The organism is Bradyrhizobium sp. WSM4872 (genome assembly GCF_055811715.1).
This window is the reverse complement of record NZ_JBVVPT010000042.1, coordinates 22,843-46,991: the sequence shown is the minus strand read 5'-3', so window position 1 is coordinate 46,991 and position 24,149 is coordinate 22,843. Positions and strand designations below refer to the sequence as shown.

23 protein-coding genes are annotated in these 24,149 nt (G+C 63.4%); 17 read left to right on the top strand and 6 right to left on the bottom strand.

The genetic code is table 11. The annotated features are described in order from the left end of the window. Positions 1–341: 341 nt before the first annotated feature. From AC0L3C_RS33760 to AC0L3C_RS33730, 7 genes are all read left to right on the top strand, one after another. Positions 342–680 (top strand): hypothetical protein, encoded by a 339-nt coding sequence (locus AC0L3C_RS33760; protein ID WP_473410152.1) that lies wholly within the window; start codon positions 342–344, stop codon positions 678–680. Positions 681–714: 34 nt separating this feature from the next. Next, positions 715–1,098 (top strand): phage terminase large subunit, encoded by a 384-nt coding sequence (locus AC0L3C_RS33755; RefSeq protein ID WP_473410151.1) that lies wholly within the window; start codon positions 715–717, stop codon positions 1,096–1,098. Further along, a complete protein-coding gene (locus AC0L3C_RS33750; RefSeq protein ID WP_473410150.1) occupies positions 1,095–1,394 on the top strand; it encodes a hypothetical protein in 300 nt (99 codons plus the stop codon). Before AC0L3C_RS33755 ends, AC0L3C_RS33750 begins: the two co-directional genes overlap by 4 nt. 64 nt (positions 1,395–1,458) lie before the next feature. Continuing rightward, a complete protein-coding gene (locus AC0L3C_RS33745) occupies positions 1,459–1,887 on the top strand; it encodes a GNAT family N-acetyltransferase (RefSeq protein ID WP_473410149.1) in 429 nt (142 codons plus the stop codon). 237 nt (positions 1,888–2,124) lie between these two features. Then, on the top strand, positions 2,125–3,393 hold the full coding sequence (locus AC0L3C_RS33740; RefSeq protein WP_473410148.1) for a CaiB/BaiF CoA transferase family protein: 1,269 nt from the start codon (positions 2,125–2,127) through the stop codon (positions 3,391–3,393). Between the two features lie 187 nt (positions 3,394–3,580). Then, positions 3,581–4,810 (top strand): acyl-CoA dehydrogenase family protein, encoded by a 1,230-nt coding sequence (locus AC0L3C_RS33735; RefSeq protein ID WP_473410147.1) that lies wholly within the window; start codon positions 3,581–3,583, stop codon positions 4,808–4,810. A gap of 9 nt (positions 4,811–4,819) precedes the next feature. Further along, entirely contained in the window at positions 4,820–5,365 is a 546-nt protein-coding gene (locus AC0L3C_RS33730) for a flavin reductase family protein (protein ID WP_473410146.1), read from the top strand. 25 nt (positions 5,366–5,390) lie between these two features. Here the strand turns inward: AC0L3C_RS33730 and AC0L3C_RS33725 are convergent, their stop codons facing one another. After that, positions 5,391–6,428 (bottom strand): NAD(P)-dependent oxidoreductase, encoded by a 1,038-nt coding sequence (locus tag AC0L3C_RS33725; RefSeq protein ID WP_473410154.1) that lies wholly within the window; start codon positions 6,426–6,428, stop codon positions 5,391–5,393. Positions 6,429–6,484: 56 nt separating this feature from the next. Between AC0L3C_RS33725 and AC0L3C_RS33720 the strand changes: the two genes are divergently transcribed. The 6 genes from AC0L3C_RS33720 to AC0L3C_RS33695 all read left to right on the top strand — a co-directional run bounded on the left by AC0L3C_RS33720 (position 6,485) and on the right by AC0L3C_RS33695 (position 12,838). Continuing rightward, the gene (locus AC0L3C_RS33720; protein ID WP_007601560.1) at positions 6,485–7,468 is read left to right on the top strand and encodes an ABC transporter substrate-binding protein; all 984 of its coding nucleotides are present in this window, start codon (positions 6,485–6,487) and stop codon (positions 7,466–7,468) included. 78 nt (positions 7,469–7,546) lie between these two features. Further along, on the top strand, positions 7,547–9,241 hold the full coding sequence (gene ilvD / locus AC0L3C_RS33715; protein ID WP_473410145.1) for a dihydroxy-acid dehydratase: 1,695 nt from the start codon (positions 7,547–7,549) through the stop codon (positions 9,239–9,241). A gap of 121 nt (positions 9,242–9,362) precedes the next feature. Further along, a complete protein-coding gene (locus AC0L3C_RS33710; RefSeq protein WP_473410144.1) occupies positions 9,363–10,208 on the top strand; it encodes an ABC transporter ATP-binding protein in 846 nt (281 codons plus the stop codon). After that, positions 10,205–10,990, top strand: coding sequence for an ABC transporter permease (locus AC0L3C_RS33705; protein ID WP_473410143.1), 786 nt, complete (start codon positions 10,205–10,207; stop codon positions 10,988–10,990). Before AC0L3C_RS33710 ends, AC0L3C_RS33705 begins: the two co-directional genes overlap by 4 nt. Then, positions 10,987–11,754: an ABC transporter permease gene (locus tag AC0L3C_RS33700; RefSeq protein ID WP_473410142.1), complete on the top strand. Its 768-nt coding sequence runs from the start codon at positions 10,987–10,989 to the stop codon at positions 11,752–11,754. The genes AC0L3C_RS33705 and AC0L3C_RS33700 overlap by 4 nt, the downstream gene beginning before the upstream one ends. A gap of 37 nt (positions 11,755–11,791) precedes the next feature. Then, on the top strand, positions 11,792–12,838 hold the full coding sequence (locus tag AC0L3C_RS33695) for a 2,5-dihydroxypyridine 5,6-dioxygenase NicX family protein (RefSeq protein ID WP_473410141.1): 1,047 nt from the start codon (positions 11,792–11,794) through the stop codon (positions 12,836–12,838). On the opposite strand, the gene AC0L3C_RS33690 is transcribed toward AC0L3C_RS33695, so the two are convergent. Genes AC0L3C_RS33690 through AC0L3C_RS33670 form a run of 5 tightly spaced genes read right to left on the bottom strand, consistent with a single transcriptional unit; the run spans position 12,835 to position 18,541 of the window. Next, positions 12,835–13,827: a 3-hydroxybutyryl-CoA dehydrogenase gene (locus tag AC0L3C_RS33690; protein WP_473410140.1), complete on the bottom strand. Its 993-nt coding sequence runs from the start codon at positions 13,825–13,827 to the stop codon at positions 12,835–12,837. The two genes, AC0L3C_RS33695 and AC0L3C_RS33690, sit on opposite strands and share 4 nt — an antisense overlap. Before the next feature lie 3 nt (positions 13,828–13,830). Further along, positions 13,831–14,919 (bottom strand): NAD/NADP octopine/nopaline dehydrogenase family protein, encoded by a 1,089-nt coding sequence (locus AC0L3C_RS33685; protein WP_473410139.1) that lies wholly within the window; start codon positions 14,917–14,919, stop codon positions 13,831–13,833. Continuing rightward, on the bottom strand, positions 14,916–16,439 hold the full coding sequence (locus tag AC0L3C_RS33680) for a class I adenylate-forming enzyme family protein (RefSeq protein WP_473410138.1): 1,524 nt from the start codon (positions 16,437–16,439) through the stop codon (positions 14,916–14,918). The genes AC0L3C_RS33685 and AC0L3C_RS33680 overlap by 4 nt, the downstream gene beginning before the upstream one ends. 2 nt (positions 16,440–16,441) lie before the next feature. Then, entirely contained in the window at positions 16,442–17,731 is a 1,290-nt protein-coding gene (locus AC0L3C_RS33675) for an acyl-CoA dehydrogenase family protein (RefSeq protein ID WP_473410137.1), read from the bottom strand. 12 nt (positions 17,732–17,743) lie between these two features. Further along, on the bottom strand, positions 17,744–18,541 hold the full coding sequence (locus tag AC0L3C_RS33670) for an alpha/beta fold hydrolase (protein WP_473410136.1): 798 nt from the start codon (positions 18,539–18,541) through the stop codon (positions 17,744–17,746). A gap of 215 nt (positions 18,542–18,756) precedes the next feature. On the opposite strand from AC0L3C_RS33670, the gene AC0L3C_RS33665 reads away from it, so the two are divergent. The 4 genes from AC0L3C_RS33665 to AC0L3C_RS33650 all read left to right on the top strand — a co-directional run bounded on the left by AC0L3C_RS33665 (position 18,757) and on the right by AC0L3C_RS33650 (position 24,148). Next, positions 18,757–19,518 (top strand): SDR family NAD(P)-dependent oxidoreductase, encoded by a 762-nt coding sequence (locus AC0L3C_RS33665; RefSeq protein ID WP_473410135.1) that lies wholly within the window; start codon positions 18,757–18,759, stop codon positions 19,516–19,518. Positions 19,519–19,561: 43 nt separating this feature from the next. Further along, positions 19,562–20,398, top strand: coding sequence for an enoyl-CoA hydratase family protein (locus AC0L3C_RS33660; RefSeq protein ID WP_473410134.1), 837 nt, complete (start codon positions 19,562–19,564; stop codon positions 20,396–20,398). A 93-nt stretch (positions 20,399–20,491) separates the two neighbouring features. Next, positions 20,492–22,843 (top strand): bifunctional salicylyl-CoA 5-hydroxylase/oxidoreductase, encoded by a 2,352-nt coding sequence (locus tag AC0L3C_RS33655; RefSeq protein ID WP_473410133.1) that lies wholly within the window; start codon positions 20,492–20,494, stop codon positions 22,841–22,843. A 54-nt stretch (positions 22,844–22,897) separates the two neighbouring features. Further along, positions 22,898–24,148 (top strand): flavin-dependent oxidoreductase, encoded by a 1,251-nt coding sequence (locus tag AC0L3C_RS33650; RefSeq protein WP_027519267.1) that lies wholly within the window; start codon positions 22,898–22,900, stop codon positions 24,146–24,148. Position 24,149 lies beyond the last annotated feature (1 nt).

The window sequence follows — 24,149 nt, the reverse complement described above, 5'->3', positions numbered from 1 at the left end:
GCGGCCCGGGTCCCCCGCGCCGGCCGCCGCCGCCCGGGCCCCGCCCGCCCCCCCGCCCCCCCCCCCCCCCCGCGGGGGCCCCGCGCGGGCCCCCCCCCCCCCGCCCCCCCGCGCGCCCGCCCCCGCCGCCCCCCCGCCCCCCCCGCGCCGGGCGCCGCCGCCCCCCCCCCCCCCCCCCCCCCGCGGCGGTCTCCGGAACGGAGATAGGGTTCGCGCCCGAAACGATCGCGCCTCATTCGCGATCTGCCGCGCATTTCTTTTCAAGGAGAGACGATGACCGCCTATCTGATATCGCTCGCGCTCGCGGGCCTGGTTGCAATCGCGCTGTGGGAGACGTTGTCTTGAGCGAGGACATGGAAATTGCCCTCGTGAGCGAGCCGGTCCGCGCGCCTGCGCGACGGAAGACGTCCAGCGCGCGCACCCTGACCGAAATCCGCTCGCTGGCGCGGAGCCACACCAGGACCGCGCTCAGGGTGCTGGTCGGCGTCATGCGCAGCGACGACGCGACACCGGCCGCCCGTGTCTCGGCCGCCAATGCAATCCTCGATCGCGGCTGGGGCAAGGCGGCGCAGCCGATCGAGAGCGGCGAGGATGGCGTGCTGGAACTGATTCACCGGATCGAGCGGATCATCGTGTATCCGGGGAATGCGGCTGGCGGCACCGCTGGGCGCGACGCCTGAGCCAACGGCTGTGAAGGGTGAGCGAGCGCATCCATTGTCCATCCTGAAAATTCCGACGGCCAAGATCTTCGAGCCGCTGCTCAAGCCCGCCCGCTACAAGGGCGTCTACGGCGGGCGCGGCTCGGGCAAATCGCATTTTTTCGGCGAGCTTCTCGTCGAGACCTGCCAGGCCGAGCGCGGCACGCTGGCGGTCTGCATCCGCGAGGCGCAGCGGACGCTGGCGCAGTCATCCAAGCGGCTGATCGAGGGCAAGATCGCAAGTCTTGGTCTCGGCCACGGCTTCCAGTTGTTCAGCGACAAAATCGAAACGCCCGGGGACGGGTTGATCATCTTTCGCGGGCTTCAAGCCAATCTGGTTGTCTCCTTCTACTTCGCCAAGCGCGGCTTCGAGAATGTTGCGAGGGTCATCAAGCGGTGAAGATGCCAGATGACGAGATCAGGGCGATCGTTGCCGAGATGCTGGCTGAGCAACACAGGCTTCAGCAAGCGAATATCGATGCGATCGTATTGAGGACGGTGGCGTCGGTGCTGGCGTCTTTCGGAATCGAGAATGACGACCGAAAGGAGCTGAGGGCTGATTTTCAGCACCTGCGCCGATGGCGAACGAGCGTGGAGCAGGCGCAGAGCTACACCTTCAAGGCTGTCATTACGGTGATCGCCACCGGGCTGATGGGCGCGGTTTGGCTAGGTGTCAAGGTCGTGCTGGGCAAGTGAGCCTCAATCGGCACGACATTCTGCACTTCCACTCACGTTCATTTCGTCTCCAATGGACCGTCCCATGTACAGAATTCGCACCGTCGATGCATCCGATGACGACATCGTCGATACATTGGCCGACCTGCATCAGTCGACGTTCTTCGATGCGGCTCCCTTGCCACAATTCGAGTTAGGGACGTGGTGGCTTGCCTATCACGGCGATGAGCCAGTGGCCTTCGCCGGTGCCGCGCCGTCAACGCACATTCGAAATGGCGGTTATTTCTCCAGGGTCGGTGTGTTGCAGCGGCACCGGGGACGTGACCTCCAGTGCAGGCTGATGCGGGTGATCGAGGCAAGGGCACGGCGTATTGAATGGGACAGCATCGTCTCGGATACGACGGACAATCCGGTGTCTGCCCATAATTTCATCCGGGCGGGCTATCGGCTCTTTGAACCTCATGTGCCCTGGGCTTGGTCGCATACGCTTTACTGGCGAAAGGCGCTTCGCTGAGCGAATGGAGCGAAGTTTCCCGTGGTGCGGAACGTGATTCACGCAACGTAAGAATGGTTCGCACGAGATGAAGCGCAACACGGACGTTCAAGGGCCCGGCAGCTTGACAGCTGCCGGGCCCTTTTTGCGTATTGAAGCGATGCGGGCGAAGGACTTGCGAAGTCAGCGGTGGCGGGCTTTAAGTTTGCTCCTGCGGGAAATTCGGCAACCATAAGCCGATGTAAGGGAGCGCCGTCGATGCCCACCAAGCCTCAATTGCCGGAACGTTCGTCGCGCGCGACGGGGGCGCCTACCGCGCTCGACGGTCTGCTGGTCGTCGATTTCACGCGTGTGGTTGCTGGCCCGGCCTGTACGCAGACGCTTGCTGATTTCGGCGCGCACGTCATCAAGATCGAGAATCCAGACGGGGGCGACGACACGCGTGCGTATGAGCACGCCGAGATCGGTGGAGAGAGTGCTGCCTATCTGAGCCTCAATCGCAACAAGCGCGGCATCACGCTCGACCTTACCGTGCCGGAGGCTCGTGAGATTGCGCTGGATTTGATTCGCAAGGCCGACGTGGTCGTCGAGAACTTTTCCAGCGGGGTCATGAAGAAATTTGGCCTCGACTATGAAACGGTTGCGCCGCTCAATCCGCGGTTGGTCTATTGCTCGATCTCCGCCTACGGGCGCACCGGACCGTTTGCCTCGCGTCCCGGCTTTGATCCGATCACGCAGGCGGAAAGCGGCTTCATGTCGCTCAACGGATTTGCTGATGGCCCTGCGGTTCGCACCGGCCCGCCCATCGTGGACATGGCGACGGGGATGTCTGCCTGCAACGCCATCCTGATGGCGCTGTTGGCGCGGGATCGGCTCGGTCGCGGCCAGCATGTCGAGGTCGCCCTGTTCGACGTCGCGATGGGTATGACCGGCTTCTATGGCATGGCCTATCTGATCAACGGCGAAAATCCCGGCCGGTTTGGTAATTCGCCGAGTGGCTCTCCTACCGTCGGCGTGTACGAGGCCTCCGATGGACCGCTTTACATGGCCTGCGCGAATGACCGGCTCTATCGCCGGCTGGTCGTTGAAGTGCTGAACCGGCCGGATCTGATCACCGATCCGCAGTTTGCCTCGCGCAAGGCGCGTTCCGAGCACAAGGGGCTTCTGCGGGCAGCCATCGCGGAGGTCTTTGCGAGCGATACTCTCGAGAACTGGATGACCAAGATGAAGCTGGCCAATATCCCGGTCGGCTATCTCCGGACGGTCGAGGAGGGGTTCAATGCACCGGAGGCGCGAGCGCGCCATCGCTTGAACCGGATTCCACATCGTACGGCAGAGTGGGTCCCGAACATCGAGCCGCCGATTGCCATGAGCTTGACCGGCCCGGTTGATCCTGTGGCTGCTCCGTTGCTGGGCGAGCACACGGAGCAGGTGTTGCGTGATACGCTCGGTTACGACGAACGTCGGATATCGCAGTTCGCCCAAAAGGGTGTCTTTGGCTCGGGCAAACCCGCGACGTCGGGCTGAGCCTGAGCGTTGATCGTACAGGCCAGGCCTCGCGCGGCTTGCGGATCACGGCTTGGCGATGCCGGCGCCTTCGCGACATCGCATCCTTCCTGGCAGCCGGGTTCAGGGCGACCATACCCGGCCAGCGCGGCCTTGGCTTGATTTGGCGATGTTCCAGCCGCATAAATGCTTGAAGCGAGGGATACGAATGGCGCCTAGTCAAGAGCCGAGCGCGGGCCGGTCCGCGGCGGCGCAATCCGATGAAACTGCCCATGCGGCCATGGTCGCGAAGGCCCGTGCGCTCGTCCCACGGCTGCGAGAGCGGGCGGCGCGGACGGAGGAGTTGCGGCATCTGCCGCCCGAAACGGAGAAGGATCTGCACGACGCGGGCCTGTTCCGGATGCTTCAGCCCAAGCGCATTGGCGGCGCAGAACTCGACTATGTCGCCTTGATCGATTGCGCGGACCTGCTCGGACAAGCAGATGCCTCGGTGGCATGGAATCTGGCCAATCTGGCGAGCCATCATTGGATGCTCGGCATGTTCGAGCCGACGGCGCAGGATCTGGTCTGGGGTCGTGACCCGGACGCGCTGATCGCGTCCTCGTTCATTTTTCCGGCCGGGCGTGCCACGAGAGTCGCGGGCGGATACCGGCTCCATGGCAGCTGGCCGTTCTCCTCGGGCGTTGCCTCTTGCGCATGGAACATGCTTGCAAGCGTCGTCTACTCCGACGACGAGGCAGACGGCATCGAGTATCGGATATTTCTGCTGCCGAGAGCCGACTACAAGGTCCTCGACACCTGGAATGTCGCGGGACTGCGGGGGACAGGGTCTTGCGACGTGGAGGTCAGGGACGCTTTCGTGCCCGACGATATGACGGTCGCGGTCGGCGATCTCGACGGCGGCCCGACGCCGGGAAGCAAGCGCAATCCCAACCCGCTGTATGCGCTTCCGGTGTTCTCGCTGTTTCCCTACGTCCTCTCCGGCGTCGCGCTGGGGAACGCGCAGGCGTGTCTCGACGATTATGCGGAGGTCGTCCGTCATCGCATTTCCACCTACAACCACGCCAAGCTGAGCGACTTTCAAAGCACCCAAATCAAGATCGCCAAGGCCTCGGCGAAGATCGACGCTGCACGCCTGATCATGCGCTCGGCCTGTCTGAATGCCATGGAGGATGCACGGCGCGGTCGTATCCCCGATATGGCGACCAAGACCAGATATCGGCGCGACGGTGCTTTTTCAGTAAACTTCTGCACGGATGCGGTGTCGATGCTGTTTGCCGCGAGCGGAGCGCGAGGCCTGTTCACGACGGGCGCGTTGCAGCGGCAATTCCGCGATGCGCACGCGATCAATTCGCATCTCGCGTTCAATTTCGATGCGGCCGGAACCAATTATGGACGTGTGGCACTGGGCCTGCCGTCCGAGAATCTCACGCTGTGAGGCCGGCCGATGAATGATCTGCCGAAGCAGCCGGCCGTTCCCGATCCGGGCAACGAACTCGCGAGCGACAACTCGCCGATCGATCCCCGTGATTTTCGCAGCGCGCTCGGCACCTACGCCACGGGGGTGACGATCATCACGGCTGCGGCTCCTGACGGCAAGCCCTATGGCCTGACGTGCAATTCGTTCGCCTCGGTCTCGCTGAATCCGCCGTTGGTTCTTTGGAGCCTGGTCGTCTATTCCTCTAGTCTGACCATCTTCCAGAACGCCAGTCATTTCACGGTCAACGTGCTTCGCGTTTCGCAACAGGCGCTTGCGAGCAAATTCGCCAAGTCGTCTGATGACAAGTTCACCGGTGTCGACTGGACGCCGGGCCTCGGCAACGCGCCGGTGCTCGCCGAGAGCGTCGCCAATTTTCAATGCCGCTCGGTCAATCGTTATTACGGCGGCGACCACGTGATCTTTCTCGGTGCAGTCGAGGCCTATACTTACAATACGAAGGAGCCGCTGCTCTTCGCGCGCGGCGCGTTCGGCCGATTTCTTGCCGACGGCTAGCGCAAGCAGTCAGTGCAAGCGTGCTTCAGTTCGCGCTCGATGGTTTAGCGCTCCCCGCCGAAAGCTTGTAGATTTCGAGCGCATCCGCATCCGCGCCTCGCGCGGCCTTGGCGAGCCTGAAAAGTTGTCCGGCAAGCGAGGCCATGGGCACCGGCGTCGACGTCGTCTGCGCGACATCGGCGACGGTATCGAGGTCTTTGAGCATTGTAGCGATATGACCAAGCGGCGGTGAGTGAATGCCCTGGACCATCCGCGGCACGAACAGCTGCAACGGAATGGAGTCAGCAAAGCCGCCGGCGAGTGCTTCGGGCAACCGGTTGGCGTCGATTCCGGCGTTCACTGCAAGGCGTGTTGCCTCCGCAAGAACGGCCATTGCGCATCCGACGATCACCTGGTTGCATAGCTTTGTGGTCTGGCCGGCGCCGGTCGGGCCCATGTGGGTGAACCTGCGTGCCATGGCGAGCACGTAGGGGCGGACCCGCTCGATATCGCCGGCTTTTCCGCCGGCCATGATGGCAAGCGTGCCTTCCTCGGCGCCCTTGGTACCACCGGACACCGGCGCATCGATCCAACCCGCGCCGTTCGCAGCTAACAATCGCATTGCAAGGTCCCGTGCGGCATCGGGATGGATGGACGAGAAGTCGACCACGAGCTTACCCGCGCCGGGCGCTGTTGAGATGCTCGCGGGCCCGAAGATCACCTCTTCCACGGCGGCCGCATCCGTCACGCACATGAAAACGATGTCCGAGCTCTCCATCAAGTCGCGGGGGGTGGCTGCACGCCTGGCACCGGCCTCCACGAGCGCGGCCATCTTTCCTTCCGAACGGTTCCAGACAGCGACCTGATGGCCGGCGTTGAGCAGGCGTCGGCTCATCGGTGTCCCCATCAGTCCAAGGCCTAGATAGCCGAGCCGCTCGGCGCCTTGCGGGTTTGTCTTGCTCGCTTCAGCCATAGGTTGCCTCCATCTGTCGGTCCGCGGCGCTGCATTACCATATATCGCGCAACTCACGACGAAACCGCCCCGGCCGGCATGGCTTGCTTGATTGTTTGAACCATGAAACATTTGCTGCGGTCGGGTTGGATGGCGCCGGTCGGCGCCTGGGCAGCGGAGTGGGCACGATGCGAACCGTTTCGAAGTGGATCCTGGCTTTGGGGGCGGCAGCGGCCGTGAGCGCGAGCGCAGGCCCGTCATGGGCGCAGCAGACAATTCGTGTCGGCTGGACGATTCCGGCCGAAGAATCCAAGTACTGGATGATGCGCCGCCCGGCTGAGTTTCCCAATATCGGCAAGGCCTACAACATCGAATGGACCCAGTTTCAGGGCACCGCTCCGATGACGCAGGCATTGGCGGCCGGCGCGCTGGATTGCGCGACGCAGGCGCCGCTGTCGCTCGCCAACGGCGTAGTTGGCGGCAACCTCAAGGCCTACATCGTGGCGCAGCACGTCTTCGAGAAGGCCGGCGGTTTCTCGGTCTACTGGGCTGTCATGGACGACTCCCCGATCAAGACGATCGCCGATCTCAAGGGCAAGACGGTCGGAATCTCCGTGATCGGCGGCGGCACCCAAGGCCCGTTCAATCTGTTGCTGAAGCAGAACGGCATTGATCCGGCCAAGGACATCAAGCTGGTCGAGGTCGGCTTTGCCGTCTCCGAAGATGCGTTGCGGCAGGGCCGCGTCGATGCGGTCAACATGAACCAGCCATTTGCCGCGCGCGCGGAGGCAAAGGGCGGCACGCGCAAACTGTTCTCGCTGTCGCAGGCGATGCCGAACATCGTGCACATCCTGGAAGCCTGCCGTGCCGATTTCGTCGACAAGAACCCGGAACTGGTCAAGGCTTACGTGCGTGACATTACCTCTGGCATGAAGAAAGCGCTGGCGAACCGCGAAGAGACGTTGAAGGTCGTCAACGAAGTCCTGAAGGCACCTATTCCGGTTCTCGAGACCTATCTGCTCAAGGACAATGATTTCGGCCGCGATCCGGGCGCTGCACCGAATTTCCCCGCGATCCAGAAGATGCTGGACATCTACGCGGAGACAGGGATGCTGCCAAAATTGGATGTCGCGCAATTCAAGCATTCGACGATTGTCGCTCCGCTGCAATAGGCGATCGGGCGAATGAACCGAGCGAGAACGTCGCCGCGTCCAGGATGATCCGGGACGTTGCATGAAGAAGATGCACGTATGAAGAAGCTCCGATCTCGGATCACGACGGATGGCCTCGACCGGGCTCCGCACCGCGCGTTCATGCGCGCCATGGGGCTCGACGACGCTGCGATTGCCAAACCGATGGTCGGCGTCGTCAGCATGAAGGGCGAACAGACGCCCTGCAACATGACGCACGACTTTCAGGTCGCAGCGGCCAAGACCGGAATCGAGGAGGCAGGCGGCACGCCGCGCGAGTTTTCGACCGTATCGGTTTCCGACGGTATCAGCATGAATCACGAGGGGATGAAGTTCTCCCTGTTTTCGCGGGAGCTGATCGCCGATTCCATCGAAGCCGTCGTCCATGGTCTCGCCTACGATGCGCTGATCGGATATGGCGGATGCGACAAGACGCTTCCCGGCGTGATGATGGGCATGGTCCGGTGCAACGTCCCGTCCATCTTCATCTATGGCGGCAGCGCGCTGCCGGGCCGCGTGGATGGGCGGACCCTCACCGTGCTCGACTCCTATGAGGCTGTCGGCAGCTTCATGACCGGAGAGATCGACAGTGCCACGCTCGAGCGGATTGAGCGGGCCTGCCTGCCGACCATCGGCGCGTGCGCCGGCCAATTCACTGCCAACACCATGGGGATGGTGTCGGAGGCGATGGGCCTCACCATTCCCAACGTGTCGATGGTGCCGGGTGTCTATGCCGAGCGCGCGCAGATATCCAGGCGGGCCGGGCGCCTCGTCATGGAGATGCTGGAGCGCGGCGGGCCGTTGCCGCGCGACATCGTGACGCGGAAATCCCTGGAAAACGGCGCGGCAATCGTAGCCGCCACGGGCGGTTCGACCAATGCTGCGCTACATCTGCCGGCGATCGCGAACGAGGCTGGCATCGCATTCACGATCGATGATGTCGGCGAGGTTTTTGCCAGGACGCCGCTGATCGGAAACCTGCGGCCTGGAGGCAAATATACGGCGAAGGACGTCTACGATATCGGCGGTGCCGCCGTGGTGATCCGGGAACTGATCCAGAGCGGGCATATCGATGGCAGTTGCCTGTCGATCACGGGCCGTACGCTTGCCGAGGAATATGGTGCCGCCAATGCACCTGACGGAGAGGTCGTTTACGCGGCTCGCACGCCGATCATGCCAGATGGCGGCGTCGCGGTGCTGAAGGGAAACCTCTGCCCTGACGGCGCGGTCATCAAGGTCGCGGGCCTGAAGAGCCAGTTCTTTGAAGGCGTGGCGCGCGTTTTCGAAGACGAGGAGGCCTGCGTCGCGGCGGTTCGTGATCGCACCTATCAGGCGGGCGAGGTTCTCATAATCCGCAACGAGGGGCCGGTGGGCGGCCCCGGCATGCGCGAGATGCTCGGCGTCACCGCGCTGATCTACGGACAGGGCATGGGCGAGAAGGTGGCCCTGATCACGGATGGACGCTTCTCCGGCGCCACGCGCGGAATGTGCATCGGCTATGTGTCTCCCGAGGCCTTCGTCGGCGGTCCCCTGGCGCTGGTACGCGATGGTGACAGAATCCGGATCGATGCTGCGAACCGGCGGATGAATATGCTGGTCGACGAGCAGGAGCTCGCTGCTCGCCGGCAAGATTGGAAGCCGCGTCCGCCTCGTCACCGCGCCGGGGCGCTGGCGAAATATGCGCGATTGGTTGGCCAGGCACCGGGCGGGGCCGTGACGCATGAGGGGCCCGCGGAATGGCCCTGGTTCGGATGATACGGCGCACTTGCCCGAAAACAGCCGATGGTCTGGCAAGTTTCTTGCTAAGCTCGCGTCGCTGACGGAGGATGTTCAGCAAGCCTGTTGCGCAGGGTTCGCGCGCATGAAGTGAGACGGGATGAAGGTAGTGCCTTCGAGATCGAGCGAATGGGTGAGACCGGTGACGCCGAAAAAACCGGCTTCTACAATCATCGAGATCGAGAGCGTCTCGCAGGTATTTCAGACCTCGGCGCGCAAGGATCATGTAGCGCTATCGGACATCTCGCTGGCGATCGGCGAGGGAGCCTTCGTCTCCATCCTTGGTCCGTCCGGCTGCGGCAAGTCGACACTGCTTTACGTCGTCGGCGGCTTCGTCAGCCCGACCAGCGGTTCAGCGAAGATCAAGGGACGGACGATCACGGGTCCAGGGCCGGATCGCGGTCCGGTGTTTCAGGAATTCGCGTTGTTTCCGTGGAAGACCGTGCTGGGCAATGTGATGTATGGCCCTCGCCAGCAGGGCGTGCGCACCACCGAAGCGGAAGTACAGAGCCGGGCCTTGATCGAAATGGTCGGGCTCAAGGGCTATGAGAACTTCTATCCCAAGGAGCTGTCCGGCGGCATGAAGCAGCGCGTGGCGCTGGCACGAACGCTGGCTTACCATCCTGAGGTTCTGTTGATGGACGAGCCGTTCGGCGCGCTCGATGCTCACACGCGAACGCGGCTGCAGAACGATCTGTTGAATATCTGGGAGCGTGATCGCAAGACGGTGCTGTTCGTCACGCATTCTGTGGACGAAGCGGTTTTCCTGTCAGACAAGGTCGTGATGATGTCGAAGTCTCCCGGCCGCATCCGCGAGGTTATCGACATCGATCTGCCGCGGCCGCGCCGCCGCAGCGAGCTGCTGCTGGATCCACGCTACCAGAAATACGTTGTCGATATCGAGCGGATGTTCGACGAGACCGACCCTGTCGGGTCTCCGTCATGATGTCGCCCGCCGCCCTGGCGAGACGGGCTGCCCCGGTGCTTGCCTGCATCGGATTGCTCGCGATCTGGCAGGCGGCGTCCCTCGCGTTGAAGAATGACAGCTTCCCGACGGCAGTCGAGGCGATCCGTGCAATCCCGGACATCCTCGGAGACAAGGAAGCGTTGATCAATATCCTCGCCTCCCTTCGTCGGATGGCGATCGGGTTCGGGGTGGCGGTGCTGATCTCCATCCCACTCGGCCTGTTGATGGGCCGCAGCCGGGCCGTCGCGGCATTCTTCAATCCGCTCTTGATGGTGATCTACCCGGTGCCGAAGGCGGCCTTGATGCCGATCATCATGCTGTGGCTCGGCGTCGGCGACATCACGAAGACGCTGGTGATCTTCCTCGGTGTCAGCCTGCCCGTGATCTATCACAGCTTCGAGGGCGCCAAGGCGGTGGAAGAGAAGATGCTGTGGTCGGGTGCCGCGATGGGGCTTTCGCCTGCGCAACGGCTGGTCCGGATCGTACTGCCGGCGGCGCTGCCGGAAATTCTGACCGGTTGCCGCACCGGACTCGTGCTGGCGCTGATCACGATGATCACCAGCGAGATGATCGCCCGTCAGTCCGGCGCCGGCAATATCCTGTTCAATGCGCTCGACATGGGCCAATACGACACCGTCTTTGCGATGATCATCATCGTGGGGGCGATGGGAATTTGCCTCGATGCGATCTTCGAGCGGGTCCGCGCAAGGCTGGTGCGCTGGTCCGAACCGCAGTTCGACATGCCGCTGAGCTTCTCATGATCCCACAGCTTCGCTCCACCAGCATCATCCTCGGGCTCGCGCCGATCGTGCTGGTGATCGCACTGTGGCAGGGCCTGGTATCATTTGGCTTTGCGCCTGCGGTGTTGCTGCCGCCGCCGGGATACGTCTTCAGCAGGCTGCTTCAGCAACTCCTGACGTGGACGTTCCAGCAGGAGATCGCGGCGACTCTGATCCGGCTGTTTGCCGGTTTTGCGATTGCGGTCGTGCTCGGTATCAGCATCGGCATCGCAGCCGCCGCCAGTCCGGCTATCAACGCCGTGGTTCGGCCAATTGTGCGTGTGCTCGCGCCCTTGCCCAAGGTCGCGCTCTATCCAGCATTGCTGCTGCTGCTCGGTTTCGGTCACGGATCGAAGATCACGCTGGTGGCGGCAGATGCACTCTTTCCCATTCTGTTGTCTACCTATTACGGCGCGTCGACGGTGGAGCAGAAGCTGATCTGGTCGGCCATGGCGGCGGGAACGCCGCGCTATGAGATCCTGTTCAAGGTGGTGCTGCCGGCCGCGATGCCGTCGATCCTGACCGGTTGCCGGATCGGCCTTGTCATTTCCTGCATCGTGGTGTTTCTGGCGGAGATGATCACGTCGAGCGACGGGCTCGGACATGTGCTCGTCACGGCGGCTCGGACCTTTCAGGCCGTCGATATGTTCGTGCCGCTGATCACGATCTCGCTGCTGGGCCTGATCCTCAATGGCCTGCTGGGGGCAGTGCGCGCGTATCTGCTGCGGGGTTTCCCCGAAGCATGAACTGACGAAGAAGAAACAGGAAGACCGGGAGTAGACCATGCTGGCTGATCGCATCGAGGCAAAATGGATCGACGCATTTTGCGAGATTTTTGAGCGATGCGCCGTCAAGGCCGGTGATACCGCGGCGATCCTCTCGGAAACTCAGTCACGTGCGTTGAATGTCCACCTGGCGGAGCTCGCGCTGCTGCGGATGGGCGCCCGACCGTTTCACGTGGTCATGCCGACCCCGCGTAACCGGAATATCGTTCCGGTTCGCTCGACAGGGGCGAGCGAGGCGATCCAGCGGCTCGCTCCGGTCATCACTGCGCTTCAGCAAGCCGGCTTTGTGGTGGATTGCACTATCGAGGGCCTGATGCATGCGGTCGAGACGCCCGAGATCCTCAAAGCCGGCGCGCGCATCCTGGTGATCTCCAACGAGCACCCCGAGGCGCTGGAGCGGATGGTGCCGGATTCCGCGCTCGAGAAGCGCGTTCGCGCGGCGGCGAAGATGCTGCGCGGGACCAAGCGGATGCGGGTGACGTCAAAAGCCGGCACGGCGCTCGACGTCGATATGGTTGGCGCGTCCACGGTCGGCGTGTGGGGCTGGACGGACAAGCCCGGTACGCTGGCGCATTGGCCCGGGGGCATCGTCGTCAGCTTCCCCAAGAGCGGAACGATCAATGGCACGCTGGTGATGGCGCCCGGCGACATCAACCTGACCTTCAAGCGTTACCTGACCTCGCCGGTGAAGATGACGCTGAAGGACGATTATGTCGTCGAGCTGGAAGGCGAGGGCACCGATGCCGCAATGATGCGTGCCTATCTTGCCGCCTGGGGCGATCGGGAAGCCTATGCGGTGTCGCATGTCGGCTTCGGCATGAATCCCGGCGCGCGCTACGAGGCGCTGTCGATGTATGACCAGCGCGACACCAACGGCACGGAAATTCGTGCCGTTTCCGGCAACTTCCTGTTCTCGACCGGTGCCAACGAATTCGCCGGCCGTTACACGGCGGGCCATTTCGATCTGCCGATGATGGGGACGACGATAGAGCTCGACGGCATTGCGGTGGTCCGCGAAGGGGTGCTGCAGGACGTCTTCGGCTAACCGCGATCGAGCACTGGTGGCCGCGCCAGGTCAAAGTGCCGAAGCAGGTCGACCATGGCCTGAAGCCGTTTTGCCCGATAGGCGTCGATGTCCATGCCTGAATAGTCGAGAAAGCCCGCACCTGTGCGCAGGCCGATCCGGCCCTCGTGCATGTTCCTTGAAATTACGTCCGGCGCGCGATAGCGGTCGCTGCCGAGTGCGCCTTCGAGATAACGGCTGGCGTAGTACAAAATGTCGCCGCCACCCCAGTCGATGAATTCGAGCAAACCAAGTACGGCGTAGCGGAAGCCGAAGCCGTAGCGGATCGCCTTATCGATCTCCTCGGCGCTGGCGACGCCTTCCTCGACCATCCGTGCGGCCTCGTTCATCGCCAGCGCCTGGATGCGCGGAACGATGAAGCCGGGTGTCGCCGCGCAGACCACCGGTACCTTGCCGATGCTTTCGAGTAGCGCCTTGACCTCCTCGATGATGCCTGGATCGGTGGCCTTGCCTGGCGAAACCTCGACCAGCGGGATCAGATAGGCCGGATTGAGCCAGTGCACATTGAGGAAGCGGCGAGGATTCACGATCGCGCCTGAGAGATCGTCGACAAGGATGGTCGACGTCGTCGATGCGATGATCGTATCGGGGCCGACTTGTTTTGAGGCCGCCCCCAGCACATCCCGCTTGAGCTCGACGATCTCGGGCACCCCTTCGAAGACTATTCCCGCATCGGACAGTGCCGCCTCGCTCTGACTGGCCGGCACCACCGAGACCCGCGCGTTCAGCGGATCGACATCCGCCTCGGTCAGTAGCCCCAGCTTCGCCAGACTGGCAAAGGTCTTGCTGACTTCGCCGAGCGCATCTGCCTCCAGCCTGGCGAAATCTTCGGCTGAACGGGCCTTGATGTCGATCATCGTGACCATATGCCCCGCATAGGCGAACGCGACGGCGATGCCGCGGCCCATGCGGCCGGCCCCAAGACAGGCAATGGTGGCTCGGCTGGTCATCGGTCAAAATCCCCCGCGAAGAAGCGTCAGCAAAGCGGCCTTGTCGAGATTGCCGAGGCCCAGCGTCTCGAGGGTTCGGCCGCCTTGCGTAAAATCCTCACCGCAGATTGCGCCACCGATGGCCAGAAATCCTTTGGCCAGCGGCGTAGCAACGCCCGCCAGGCCGGCGACAGAGACCAGCAGCGATAGCCCAAGCCGCAAATCTTCTCTCATGTAGCGGTGCTCGGTCAGCACGATCCGCTCGCGCCAGTCGCCGGAATCGGTCAGCCGGTCATGCGAGCCGCGGCCGTACATCCAGATCTCGCCTTCCTTGGCATAGTGATGGGCGAGCGGAAAATGCGGTGCGCCATATCCGAGCGCCTCACGCACGGCAATTCGTTCGGCATCGAGCGCGTCGGTGACACGGCGAATCGCGGCTTGCGTTCCTTCCTTGTGGATGTCCCACTTCTCGAAATGTTCGATCGGGCCAGCATTCATCACGATCAGGGGCGGATGGATAATCGGGCCTGCATTCATCAGCGCACCGGAGAGAGCATCGCCGCACGGCTGGACCGCGCCGGGGAAAGCCTGTCCAATCACCTCAAGTGCACGCGGCGCCTGATCGAGCGGGAAAACGCCGACCGGCAGCCGCTTGGCGCGGATCGTGATCGCGACCTCGAATGGCCCGTGCTTGCGGGTCAGCCAGGGCAAGGTCCCGGTTTCGGCAAAGCACGCCTTGGCGCGGTTGCCGGCATCCCGCGCAGCCTGGGCGAAGATCATCGAGCCGAACGTGGCCGGCGGCAGAAACACGACCTGTCCATCCCGCAGATGCGGAGCAAGCAGGCGGGCAATATCAGGCTGCGCGAAGGCCGGGGCGGGGCACAGGATCAACTCTGCACCGTTGACGGCCTCGGCGATGCCGGTCGTCACCAGCGCCAGTTTCACGTCATGACGGCCGTTATGATCCTTCACCAGGACGCGCGAGCCGGCGGCGCGATGGGCAGCGACCCGATCCGCGTCGCGGCGCCAGAGTCGGACCTCATGTGCCGACAGCGCAAAATCGCCCGCGGCCGCGAAAGAGCCGTTTCCCCCACCCAGAACCGCAATCTTCAAGATGCTTCTCCTTGCGTGCGCGATTGCGCATCAAGCTGCTTCAGCAGGAAATGCTGGACCTTGCCCAGCGCTGTGCGCGGCAGGTCGGTGACGAAAACGATGTCGCGCGGAACCTTGTAGCGGGCGAGTTGGGTCTGAAGATGCGCTTTCAACGCGTCTGCTTCGAGCCGACAGCCGGATCGCGGGATCACATAGGCGATGGGCACCTCGTCCCAGCGTGGATCGGGCCGGCCGATCACGGCGCATTCGCTGACATCGGGATGTTCGAGCAGGACGCGTTCAACCTCCGCCGGATAGACGTTCTCGCCACCGGAAATGATCATGTTCTTCTTGCGATCGCGCACCCAGAAATAGCCGTCCGCGTCGCACAGGCCGATATCGCCGGTACGATACCAGCCGTCGTGCAGCGCATCGCGCGTGGCGTCCGCATTGCCCCAATATTCGAAGAACACGTTGGGGCCGCGCACCGCGATTTCCCCCGGTGCGCCCGCCGGCACTTCGTTGCCGGCGTGATCGATCACTTTCGCTTCGCAGCACAGGCCGGCAAGTCCGGTCGATCCCGCGCGCGAAAGATCGCCACCAAGCCGGGTGTAGGCTGCGATGGGACAAGTTTCCGTCGAGCCGTAGACCTGAAGCACGGGTACGCCGCGCGCTACGAAGCGGTCGATCAGATGCGGCGGCACGATGGTCGAGCCGGTCGCGACGGCTTTGAGTGACGAAAGGTCGGTCGTGGTCCAGGCGGGATGCTCGCTTACGGCCTGGATGATCGCCGGCACCATCACGGTCAAGGTCGGCCGGTCCCGTTCGATGGCTGCAAGCGCGGTGTCCGGCATGAAGCGTGCGTGAACCGTGACTGTCGCGCCCAGCTGGAGCGCCGCCGTGGTCTGGATGTTGAGGCCACCGACATGGAAGAACGGCAGCAGGGTCAGCACATGGTCATCGGACGTCATGTTGTGCATGTGCTGGCTCATGACGCCGTTCCAGAACAGCGCCTCCTGGCGCAGCACCGCGCCTTTGGGCCGTCCGGTCGTTCCCGATGTGTAGACAATGAGGAGTGGACAGGAGAGATCGGTGTGCGGGTTGCGGCCGATGCCCCGGCTCCGAGCCAACAGGTTTTCGAACGTCATGCCGCGGGGCGGCTCGAAATCAAGCCCGACGATTGCGGTCCCCTCAAGCTCGGCAAGGACCCCCTCAAATGCCTGCTCGAGCACCAGGACCTTGGCGCCGGCATCGTTGAGGATGAAAAGCTGCTCGGCGACAGCGAGCCGCCAGTTCAGGGGCACCAGCATCGCTCCGAGCCGCGCGCAGGCATAGAGCAGAACCAGATAGTCCGGCCGGTTCAGGCTGAGGATCGCAACGCGGTCGCCCCGGCCTACGCCGAGCTCCTGCTTCAATATTGCCGCCGTCCGCTCGATGCGTGCAGCGAATGCCGCATAGCTCAACCGTTCGCCCTCGAAGGCGATGGCCGTCTTGTCTGGCGCGAACGCCGCGTTGCGATCGATCAGACTGCAGAGATCCACCGTCAGTCGTCCGTTTCGCCGGCCTCGTACAGCGCCTCGCGCCCAATCCGGTCGAGGCAGAGCTCGGCTGTCCAGGGCAGCATCAGCGAGCCGCAGCGGCTGTCGCGATAGATCCGCTCCAGCGGCAACGAGCGCAGCATGGCCTGACCGCCGCAGGTACGGATCGCGAGCGCGGCGAGCTCATTGGCACCCTCCATCACCGAATATTGTGCGGCATAAGCGCGAAGCACCTGCTCCTTGCTCGGATTGGCGCGCGCTTCGGTGACTGCCTGGAACCAGATCGCCTTGATCTGCTCGAGCTTGATCTGCATCTGCGCGACCGCAATTTGCTTGGTCGGATACATCCTGCGCTTGACCGGCGGCATGCCCGGTACTTCGCCGCGCAGATATCGCACGGTGAAGTCATAGGCGGCTTGAGCAAGGCCCATATAGGTCGGCGACAGCGTCAGGAACATGTGCGGCCAGCGCATCGCGGCCTGGAAATAGACGCCGCGCGGCATCAGCGCTGAATCTGCGGGCACGAACACGTCCTTGAACAGCAGCGTGCGCGAGACCGTTCCGCGCATGCCGAGCGGATCCCAGTCGCCGACGACCGAAACGCCGTCCGATTTCGAGGGGATGGCGAGGTAAAGCGTGTTGCGGCGCGAAGCCTTCTCGCCTTCCTCGATCTCCGTGCAGAGAACCCCGTAATAGTCGGCATGGCCGGAGAGTGATGCAAAGATCTTCTTGCCGTTGACGATCCAGCCACCCTCGACCGGCCGTGCTTCCGTGCCGAAAGCGACGCCGCCTGCCGCTGCCGCACCGCCCTCCGAGAAAGGCTGCGAATAGATCGCGCCGTCCTCGACGATGCGCTTGTAGTGGACTGCACGCCGCTGCTCGTGCTCGGCGCGGGTTTGAGCATCCATGTCGAGATCGTCGGCGAGCGGACCGGACCACAGCGTCGAGCAGACATGCATGTTCCAGGTGAGCGCAGTCGCGCCGCAGTACCGGCCGATCTCGGCTGCCGCCAAAGCGTAGGTTTGATAATTCGCGCCGAGCCCGCCATGCTTCTTGGGCACGGCAATACCGAGCAAGCCGACGCGATGCAGGTCGCGATAATTCTCCGACGGGAAGATCGCCTCGCGATCGTAAGTCGCGGCGCGGCCGGCGAATACACTCTGGCCGATCTCGCGCGCCCGCGCGATGATGCCGGCCTGCTCGTCGCTTAGTCGGAATGCGACGGGATCGAAGATCGGTGCATCCAGCGCGACCTTGTCAGTCGCGCCGATGGTCTTGCTGACTTGCATGGTCATTGCGCAGTCATCCTACGTGTTGATCGCGACGGAGTTCAGGAAGCGGCCGAGGGCCTCGTCAAAGGCATCGGGGCGCTCCAGGTTGGCGAGATGGCCGACACCGGCCAACTCGACATACTCGGCAGATGGAATGTAGGTCGCCGTCTTTGCCATCATTGGCGCCGGCGCGTTGTTGTCCTTGGAGCCGGACAGCAGCAGCGTCGGGATGGAAATGTCCTTGAGGGTGCTGCGTTGGTCGAAGCCGATCAAGGCCAGCATCATGGCGCGATAGCTCGCCTCGGGCACGCTTGCCATGCACTCGCGTGCAAGCTCCATTCCCCTGGGATCGGGATCGTCGCCCACCAGTTCCTTCACCAAAGAGGGCGCCAGCGACTTCATCGTTTCGCCGCGATCGAGCGGCCCGAGCCGTGCGGCGATAAACGATTTCTGCCAATCGCCATCGGCCTTGCCGAACGCCGGGCTGGTCTGCGCCAGCACGACCGCGCGCGCCAGTTTTGGGAATTGCACCAGCCATTTCTGGACGATCATGCCGCCGATGGAATGGCCCACCAGAATTGGCTTGCTCGCCCCAAGCTGCTCGATGAATTGCTGAAGCGCATCCGCCAGGGCAGCGATGCTGTCGCTGGCGAGCGGCGCCGATCCGCCATAGCCTGGCATGTCCCATGCAATCGTGTGGAAGCGGCCACCGAATGTGGCAAGCTGCTGCCGCCACGCCCGTGCCGCACCGCCGATGCCATGCAGGAAAATCAGAGGTGTCCCGCCCGGATCGCCCGCTGCTTCATAGGCGAAGCGGCCGTCGTTTGTTATCATTGGCGCAGGCTGCGACACGCGACATCCTTTCGCTTGGCCCTTCGATGCTAACAGGCCTGTGAGGGATGGGAAGCGATAATTTTATACTTAAAGCAATTTTCGGGCCGCTCTTCGGTGTGCGGTTGTTCTTAAGGGCGAGCGAGCCTCGTTTGCAAAAGTTTGAAGGTTAAAATATATCAAGAAGAGCGATCAGCAGAATGCAAGGAAGCCAGCGCATGTCCGGATTACCGCATTCGCCGCACGCGCTGGTGACCGGTGGCGGTCGCGGCATCGGTCGCGCGATCGCAGCAGCGCTCGTCGAGGCCGGTGCGTCTGTGACCGTTCTTGGGCGGAACGCTGCGAGGCTTGAAGAAGCTGTCAATGCAGGAGCAGCGCATTTTGCGGCCGTCGCCGACGTCTCGGACGAAACCTCATTGAAAGCCGCCATCGCTCAAGCGAGTGCACGCCAGCCGATCGATATTCTGATCGCCAACGCGGGAAGCGCCGAGTCCGCGCCGTTCTCCAAATCCGACAGCGCCCTGTTCGCGCGCATGATGGATGTCAATTTCATGGGCGTGGTCCATGCTGTCAGCGCTGTGCTGCCCGGGATGAAAGATCGCCCCTATGGCCGTATCGTCGCGATCGCGTCGACGGCGGGGCTCAAGGGATATGCCTATGTCAGCGCGTACACCGCGGCCAAGCACGCTGTGGTCGGTCTCGTGCGGTCCCTCGCACTCGAGATGGCTGGCAGCAATGTGACCATCAACGCAGTGTGTCCCGGTTTCACCGACACAGATCTCGTCGCCGGCAGCATCGAGAACATCATGAAAAAGACGGGGCGTAGCCGCGAGCAGGCCATTGCCGAGCTCGCAAAGCATAATCCACAGGGACGATTGATCTCTCCTCAGCAGGTCGCGGATACCGTGCTCTGGCTGTGCGGCGAGGGCGCCGGCGCAATCACCGGGCAGGCGATCGCCGTTGCCGGTGGTGAGATTTAGCGCGCATGGCACCGGCACGGAACAAGAAAGCCAAGGAGATCGTATGAGCAGACCAGCCAATCCCGTGACCTTACCGCTTGCGGACTATTCGCCGCAGCACTTCCTGCTGGCCGTCGTCGATGGTGTTGCAACCGTGACGCTCAATCGTCCGGAACGGAAGAATCCGTTGACCTTCGAGAGCTATCGCGAACTCACCGATTTTTTTCGCGCCTGCGCGTTCGACGATGCGGTCAACTGCATCGTCGTGACCGGCGCTGGTGCCAATTTCTCGTCCGGTGGCGATGTGTTCGAGATCATCGGTCCGCTGGTGAAGATGGACACCAAGGGGCTGACGGCGTTTACGCGGATGACCGGCGACCTCGTCAAGGCGATGCGGGCCTGTCCGCAGCCGATCGTTGCTGCGGTTGAAGGCATCTGCGCAGGCGCTGGCGCGATCATCGCCATGGCGTCGGACATGCGGCTTGCGGCGAGCGGGGCCAAGGTTGCATTTCTCTTTAACAAGGTGGGCCTTGCCGGTTGTGACATGGGCGCCTGCGCGATCCTGCCGCGGATCATCGGACAGTCCCGCGCTTCCGAGTTGCTCTACACCGGCCGGTTCATGACTGCGGAGGAGGGCGAGCGCTGGGGCTTCTTCAGCCGCCTCGTCACGCCGGAGCAGGTGCTGCCCCAGGCACAGCTACTGGCCAAGCAGATTGCTGAGGGACCAACCTTCGCCAACACCATGACCAAGCGGATGCTGGCCATGGAATGGGCGATGTCGGTGGAGGAGGCGATCGAGGCGGAAGCCGTTGCTCAAGCGCTGTGCATGACGACGGCCGATTTCGAACGGGCCTTCGAGGCTTTTGCCAACAAGGTCAAGCCGGTATTCAGGGGCGACTAAGCCGGGCTTTGCGGCAGCCGGCCGCAATGGGGACTTGCGCGAGATTATTTTAGGCTTAAAATAGTTTCGCCGGGTTGAATTGGCGAGGCTCCCATGAAAGTCGCGATCATCGGTGGCGGACCTGCGGGTCTCTATGCTGCAATCCTGCTGAAGAAGCAGCGGCCGAGCGCCGAGATCGCGGTGTACGAGCGCAACCGCGCCGACGACACCTTCGGCTTCGGCGTGGTGTTCTCGGACGCCACGCTCGATAATTTCGAGAAGCACGATCTTCCCAGCTATCGCCGCATCACCCAGGAATTCGCCTACTGGGATGACATCGCCGTGCACTTCCGCGGAACGGTCCATCGGGTCGGTGGCAACGGCTTTTGTGGCTGCTCGCGGCAGAAGCTGCTCCTGATCCTGCAGGCGCGCGCGCGCGAACTGGGCGTCGTCCTGAACTTCGAAGCGGACGTCGAGGACGAATCACGCTTCGCCGACGCCGATCTGATCCTGGTCGCGGACGGCATCAACAGCCGCTTTCGCGATAAATACGTCGATCATTTCGCGCCGGAGGTCGATCTCCGTGCCAACAAGTTCGCCTGGATGGGTTCGACCAGGCCGCTGGATGCCTTCACCTTCATCTTCCAGGAGACGGAGTGGGGACCGTTCATCGCCCATGCCTATCAATATGAAGCCGGGCACTCGACCTGGATTTTCGAGACCGATCCGGACACGTTCGAACGCGCCGGACTCACAGGGCTGAACGAGACCCAGTCGGCTACGCGAATGGCCGAGATCTTCGGCTGGTTCCTCGATGGGCACCAACTGCTCACCAACCGCTCGACGTGGCGCAACTTCCCGATGATCCGCAGCAAGCGCTGGGTCAAGGACAACATGGTTCTGCTCGGGGACGCCAAGGCGAGCGCGCATTTCTCGATCGGCTCGGGCACCAAGCTCGCGATGGAAGACGCGATCGCGCTGGCAGAGGCGATGGAGAAGGCGCCCAGCATCAAGGCGGCGCTGGACGTCTACGAGCACGGCCGCCGCGAAGAGGTCGAGAAGACGCAGCACGCCGCTGACGTCTCGCTGGTCTGGTTCGAGCATGTCGACCGCTTCTGGGATTTCGATCCCGTGCAGTTTGCCTTCGGCGTGATGACGCGCTCGAAGGCGATCACCTATGACAATCTGAAACTCCGCGCTCCTGACTTCGTGGCGGAGGTCGAAAGATCGTTTGCCAAGCGTGTTCGTGACAGCGGTTTCGACGTCGACACCGAAAAGCCGATGGTGCCGCTGTTCCAGCCCTTCCGGCTGCGTGAGATGGAGATCGCCAATCGCGCCGTGGTGTCGCCGATGTGCATGTATTCGGCGAAGGAGGGCGTGCCGACCGATTTCCACCTGGTGCATTATGGATCGCGCGCGATCGGCGGCGCCGGCCTGATCTTCACGGAGATGACCTGCGTCGCCCGCGAGGCCCGCATCACGCCCGGCTGCACAGGACTGTGGAACGACGAGCAGGAGGCGTCCTGGCGACGCATCGTTGATTTCGTCCATGCCAATTCAGCCGCAAAAATCTGCCTGCAGCTGGGGCACGCCGGGCGCAAGGGTGCGACCAAGCTGATGTGGGACGGCATGGATCGTCCGCTCGAGGAGGGCGGCTGGGAGGTGTTTTCGGCGTCTCCGCTGCCCTATTTCCCCGACAGCCAGGTTCCGCGCGAGCTCGATCGGGCCGGCATGAACGCGGTGAGAGATGCTTTCGTCGCGGCGGCCGAGCGCGGCGAACGCTGTGGCTTCGACATGCTCGAACTGCACTGCGCCCACGGCTATCTGCTTGCGAGCTTCATCTCGCCGCTGACGAACACCCGCACGGATGAGTATGGCGGCTCGCTGAAAAACCGCCTGCGCTTCCCGCTCGAAATCTTCGAGGCGCTGCGGGCCGCGTGGCCGTCGCGTAAGCCGATGTCGGTGCGCATTTCCGCGACCGACTGGGCCGAGGGTGGCATCGGCGGCGATGATGCGGTGGCGATCGCGCGCGCGTTTGCCGAAGCCGGCGTCGATCTCGTCGACGTCTCGACCGGGCAGACCGTGCGCGATGCGCAGCCGATCTATGGGCGCATGTTCCAGACGCCGTTCTCCGACCAGGTCCGCAATGAGGCGCGCGTGGCCACGATGTGCGTCGGCAACATCACGACGGCGGACCAGGCCAACACCATCCTGGCTGCCGGCCGGGCGGACCTCGTCGCGCTCGGGCGGCCGCATCTGGTCGATCCCTCCTTCACCATGCGGGCGGCGGCCTGGTACGGGGCGGACGACGCGTTCTGCCCGCCGCAATATCTTCCCGGAAAAGATCAGATTTTCCGCAACAGCGTGCGCGACCGGCAGGATCTCGAGGAGCTGAGAATTAAGGCTAAGCCCAAGACCCGGGCCGAGCTCAAGGCGGAGGCGACAAAGCCGCTTGCGGCGGAGTGACCGGCCGTGCGAATTTAGCCCGTTGCCTGGTGTGTACCGAGTGGAGTGAGGGCGATGAAGGCGATTATCGTCGGTGGCGGTATCGGTGGTCTCACCACCGCATTGATGCTGCGCTCGCGGGGCCTGGCTTGCGAGATCTTCGAGCAGTCCGACACCATCCGCGAGCTTGGCGTCGGCATCAACACGCTGCCCCATGCCATGCGCGAGCTGGCGGGCCTTGGTCTGCTCCAGCAGCTTGACGATGTCGCGATCCGCACCGACCAGCTCTATTACCTCAACCGCCATGGCCAGGAAGTCTGGCGCGAGGCCCGCGGTATCGACGCCGGCCACGATGTGCCGCAATTCTCGATCCACCGCGGCCGCCTTCAGGGCGTCATCCATCGGGCTGTCGAGGAGCGGCTCGGGCCGGAGGCCATCCACACCGGCTGCCGCCTCGGTGCCTTCACGCAGGACGAGGCCGGCGTCACCGCTTACTTCTTCGATCGCGCTGGCGCGCACATCCATACCGCGCGCGGCGACATCCTGATTGGTGCTGACGGCATCCATTCGCGGGTCCGTGACACGCTGTTCCCGGGCGAGGGGCCGCCATGCTGGAACGGACTGATGCTATGGCGCGGTGCGCGGGATTGGCCGCTATTCCTCACCGGCAAATCGATGATCGTCGCCGGCGGCCTCAACGCCAAGGTGGTGATCTATCCGATCGCGGAGGGATCGAGCCCGGCGAGCCGTCTCACCAATTGGGCGGTGCTGGTGAAGGTCGGCGAGGGCAATGCCCCGCCGCCCCGGAAGGAAGACTGGTCGCGGCCGGGCCGGCGCGAGGAGTTGATGCCGCATGTGGCGCGCTTCTCGGTGCCTTACGTCGATGTGAAGAGCCTGATCTCGGCCACGCCCGAGTTCTACGAATATCCGACCTGCGACCGCGATCCATTGCCCTATTGGTCATCGGGCAGAGTCACGCTGCTCGGCGATGCCGCGCATCCGATGTATCCGGTTGGCTCCAATGGTGCCTCGCAGGCCATCCTCGATGCGCGCTGCCTCGCCGACGCGCTGGTGCGCGCCGAGCACCCGCGCCAAGCCTTGCTTGAATACGAGAAGAAGCGCCTGCCCATGACTGCGGACATCGTCCGCTCCAACCGGCGCGGCGGCCCCGAGGGCGTCATCGACGCCGTCGAGCAGCTCGCGCCTGATGGTTTCGACAATATCGACAACGTGCTGAGCTATTCTCAGCGTGAGGCGATCGTGCGCGGCTATGCCACCAAGGCCGGCTTCGCCGCAGTGCCGGGACTTGCGGCGGTGCGCGCCTGAA

What these genes read in the sequence shown, in the direction of transcription:
- AC0L3C_RS33730 (WP_473410146.1), top strand. Translation starts at nt 4,820, where the DNA reads ATGAATGATCTGCCGAAGCAGCCGGCCGTTCCCGATCCGGGCAACGAA.
- AC0L3C_RS33735 (WP_473410147.1), top strand. Translation starts at nt 3,581, where the DNA reads ATGGCGCCTAGTCAAGAGCCGAGCGCGGGCCGGTCCGCGGCGGCGCAA.
- AC0L3C_RS33650 (WP_027519267.1), top strand. Translation starts at nt 22,898, where the DNA reads ATGAAGGCGATTATCGTCGGTGGCGGTATCGGTGGTCTCACCACCGCA.
- AC0L3C_RS33710 (WP_473410144.1), top strand. Translation starts at nt 9,363, where the DNA reads ATGAAGGTAGTGCCTTCGAGATCGAGCGAATGGGTGAGACCGGTGACG.
- AC0L3C_RS33690 (WP_473410140.1), bottom strand. Translation starts at nt 13,827, where the DNA reads ATGACCAGCCGAGCCACCATTGCCTGTCTTGGGGCCGGCCGCATGGGC.
- ilvD (WP_473410145.1), top strand. Translation starts at nt 7,547, where the DNA reads ATGAAGAAGCTCCGATCTCGGATCACGACGGATGGCCTCGACCGGGCT.
- AC0L3C_RS33660 (WP_473410134.1), top strand. Translation starts at nt 19,562, where the DNA reads ATGAGCAGACCAGCCAATCCCGTGACCTTACCGCTTGCGGACTATTCG.
- AC0L3C_RS33745 (WP_473410149.1), top strand. Translation starts at nt 1,459, where the DNA reads ATGTACAGAATTCGCACCGTCGATGCATCCGATGACGACATCGTCGAT.
- AC0L3C_RS33695 (WP_473410141.1), top strand. Translation starts at nt 11,792, where the DNA reads ATGCTGGCTGATCGCATCGAGGCAAAATGGATCGACGCATTTTGCGAG.
- AC0L3C_RS33740 (WP_473410148.1), top strand. Translation starts at nt 2,125, where the DNA reads ATGCCCACCAAGCCTCAATTGCCGGAACGTTCGTCGCGCGCGACGGGG.
- AC0L3C_RS33665 (WP_473410135.1), top strand. Translation starts at nt 18,757, where the DNA reads ATGTCCGGATTACCGCATTCGCCGCACGCGCTGGTGACCGGTGGCGGT.
- AC0L3C_RS33675 (WP_473410137.1), bottom strand. Translation starts at nt 17,731, where the DNA reads ATGACCATGCAAGTCAGCAAGACCATCGGCGCGACTGACAAGGTCGCG.
- AC0L3C_RS33720 (WP_007601560.1), top strand. Translation starts at nt 6,485, where the DNA reads ATGCGAACCGTTTCGAAGTGGATCCTGGCTTTGGGGGCGGCAGCGGCC.
- AC0L3C_RS33655 (WP_473410133.1), top strand. Translation starts at nt 20,492, where the DNA reads ATGAAAGTCGCGATCATCGGTGGCGGACCTGCGGGTCTCTATGCTGCA.
- AC0L3C_RS33670 (WP_473410136.1), bottom strand. Translation starts at nt 18,541, where the DNA reads ATGATAACAAACGACGGCCGCTTCGCCTATGAAGCAGCGGGCGATCCG.
- AC0L3C_RS33700 (WP_473410142.1), top strand. Translation starts at nt 10,987, where the DNA reads ATGATCCCACAGCTTCGCTCCACCAGCATCATCCTCGGGCTCGCGCCG.
- AC0L3C_RS33725 (WP_473410154.1), bottom strand. Translation starts at nt 6,428, where the DNA reads ATGTTTCATGGTTCAAACAATCAAGCAAGCCATGCCGGCCGGGGCGGT.
- AC0L3C_RS33705 (WP_473410143.1), top strand. Translation starts at nt 10,205, where the DNA reads ATGATGTCGCCCGCCGCCCTGGCGAGACGGGCTGCCCCGGTGCTTGCC.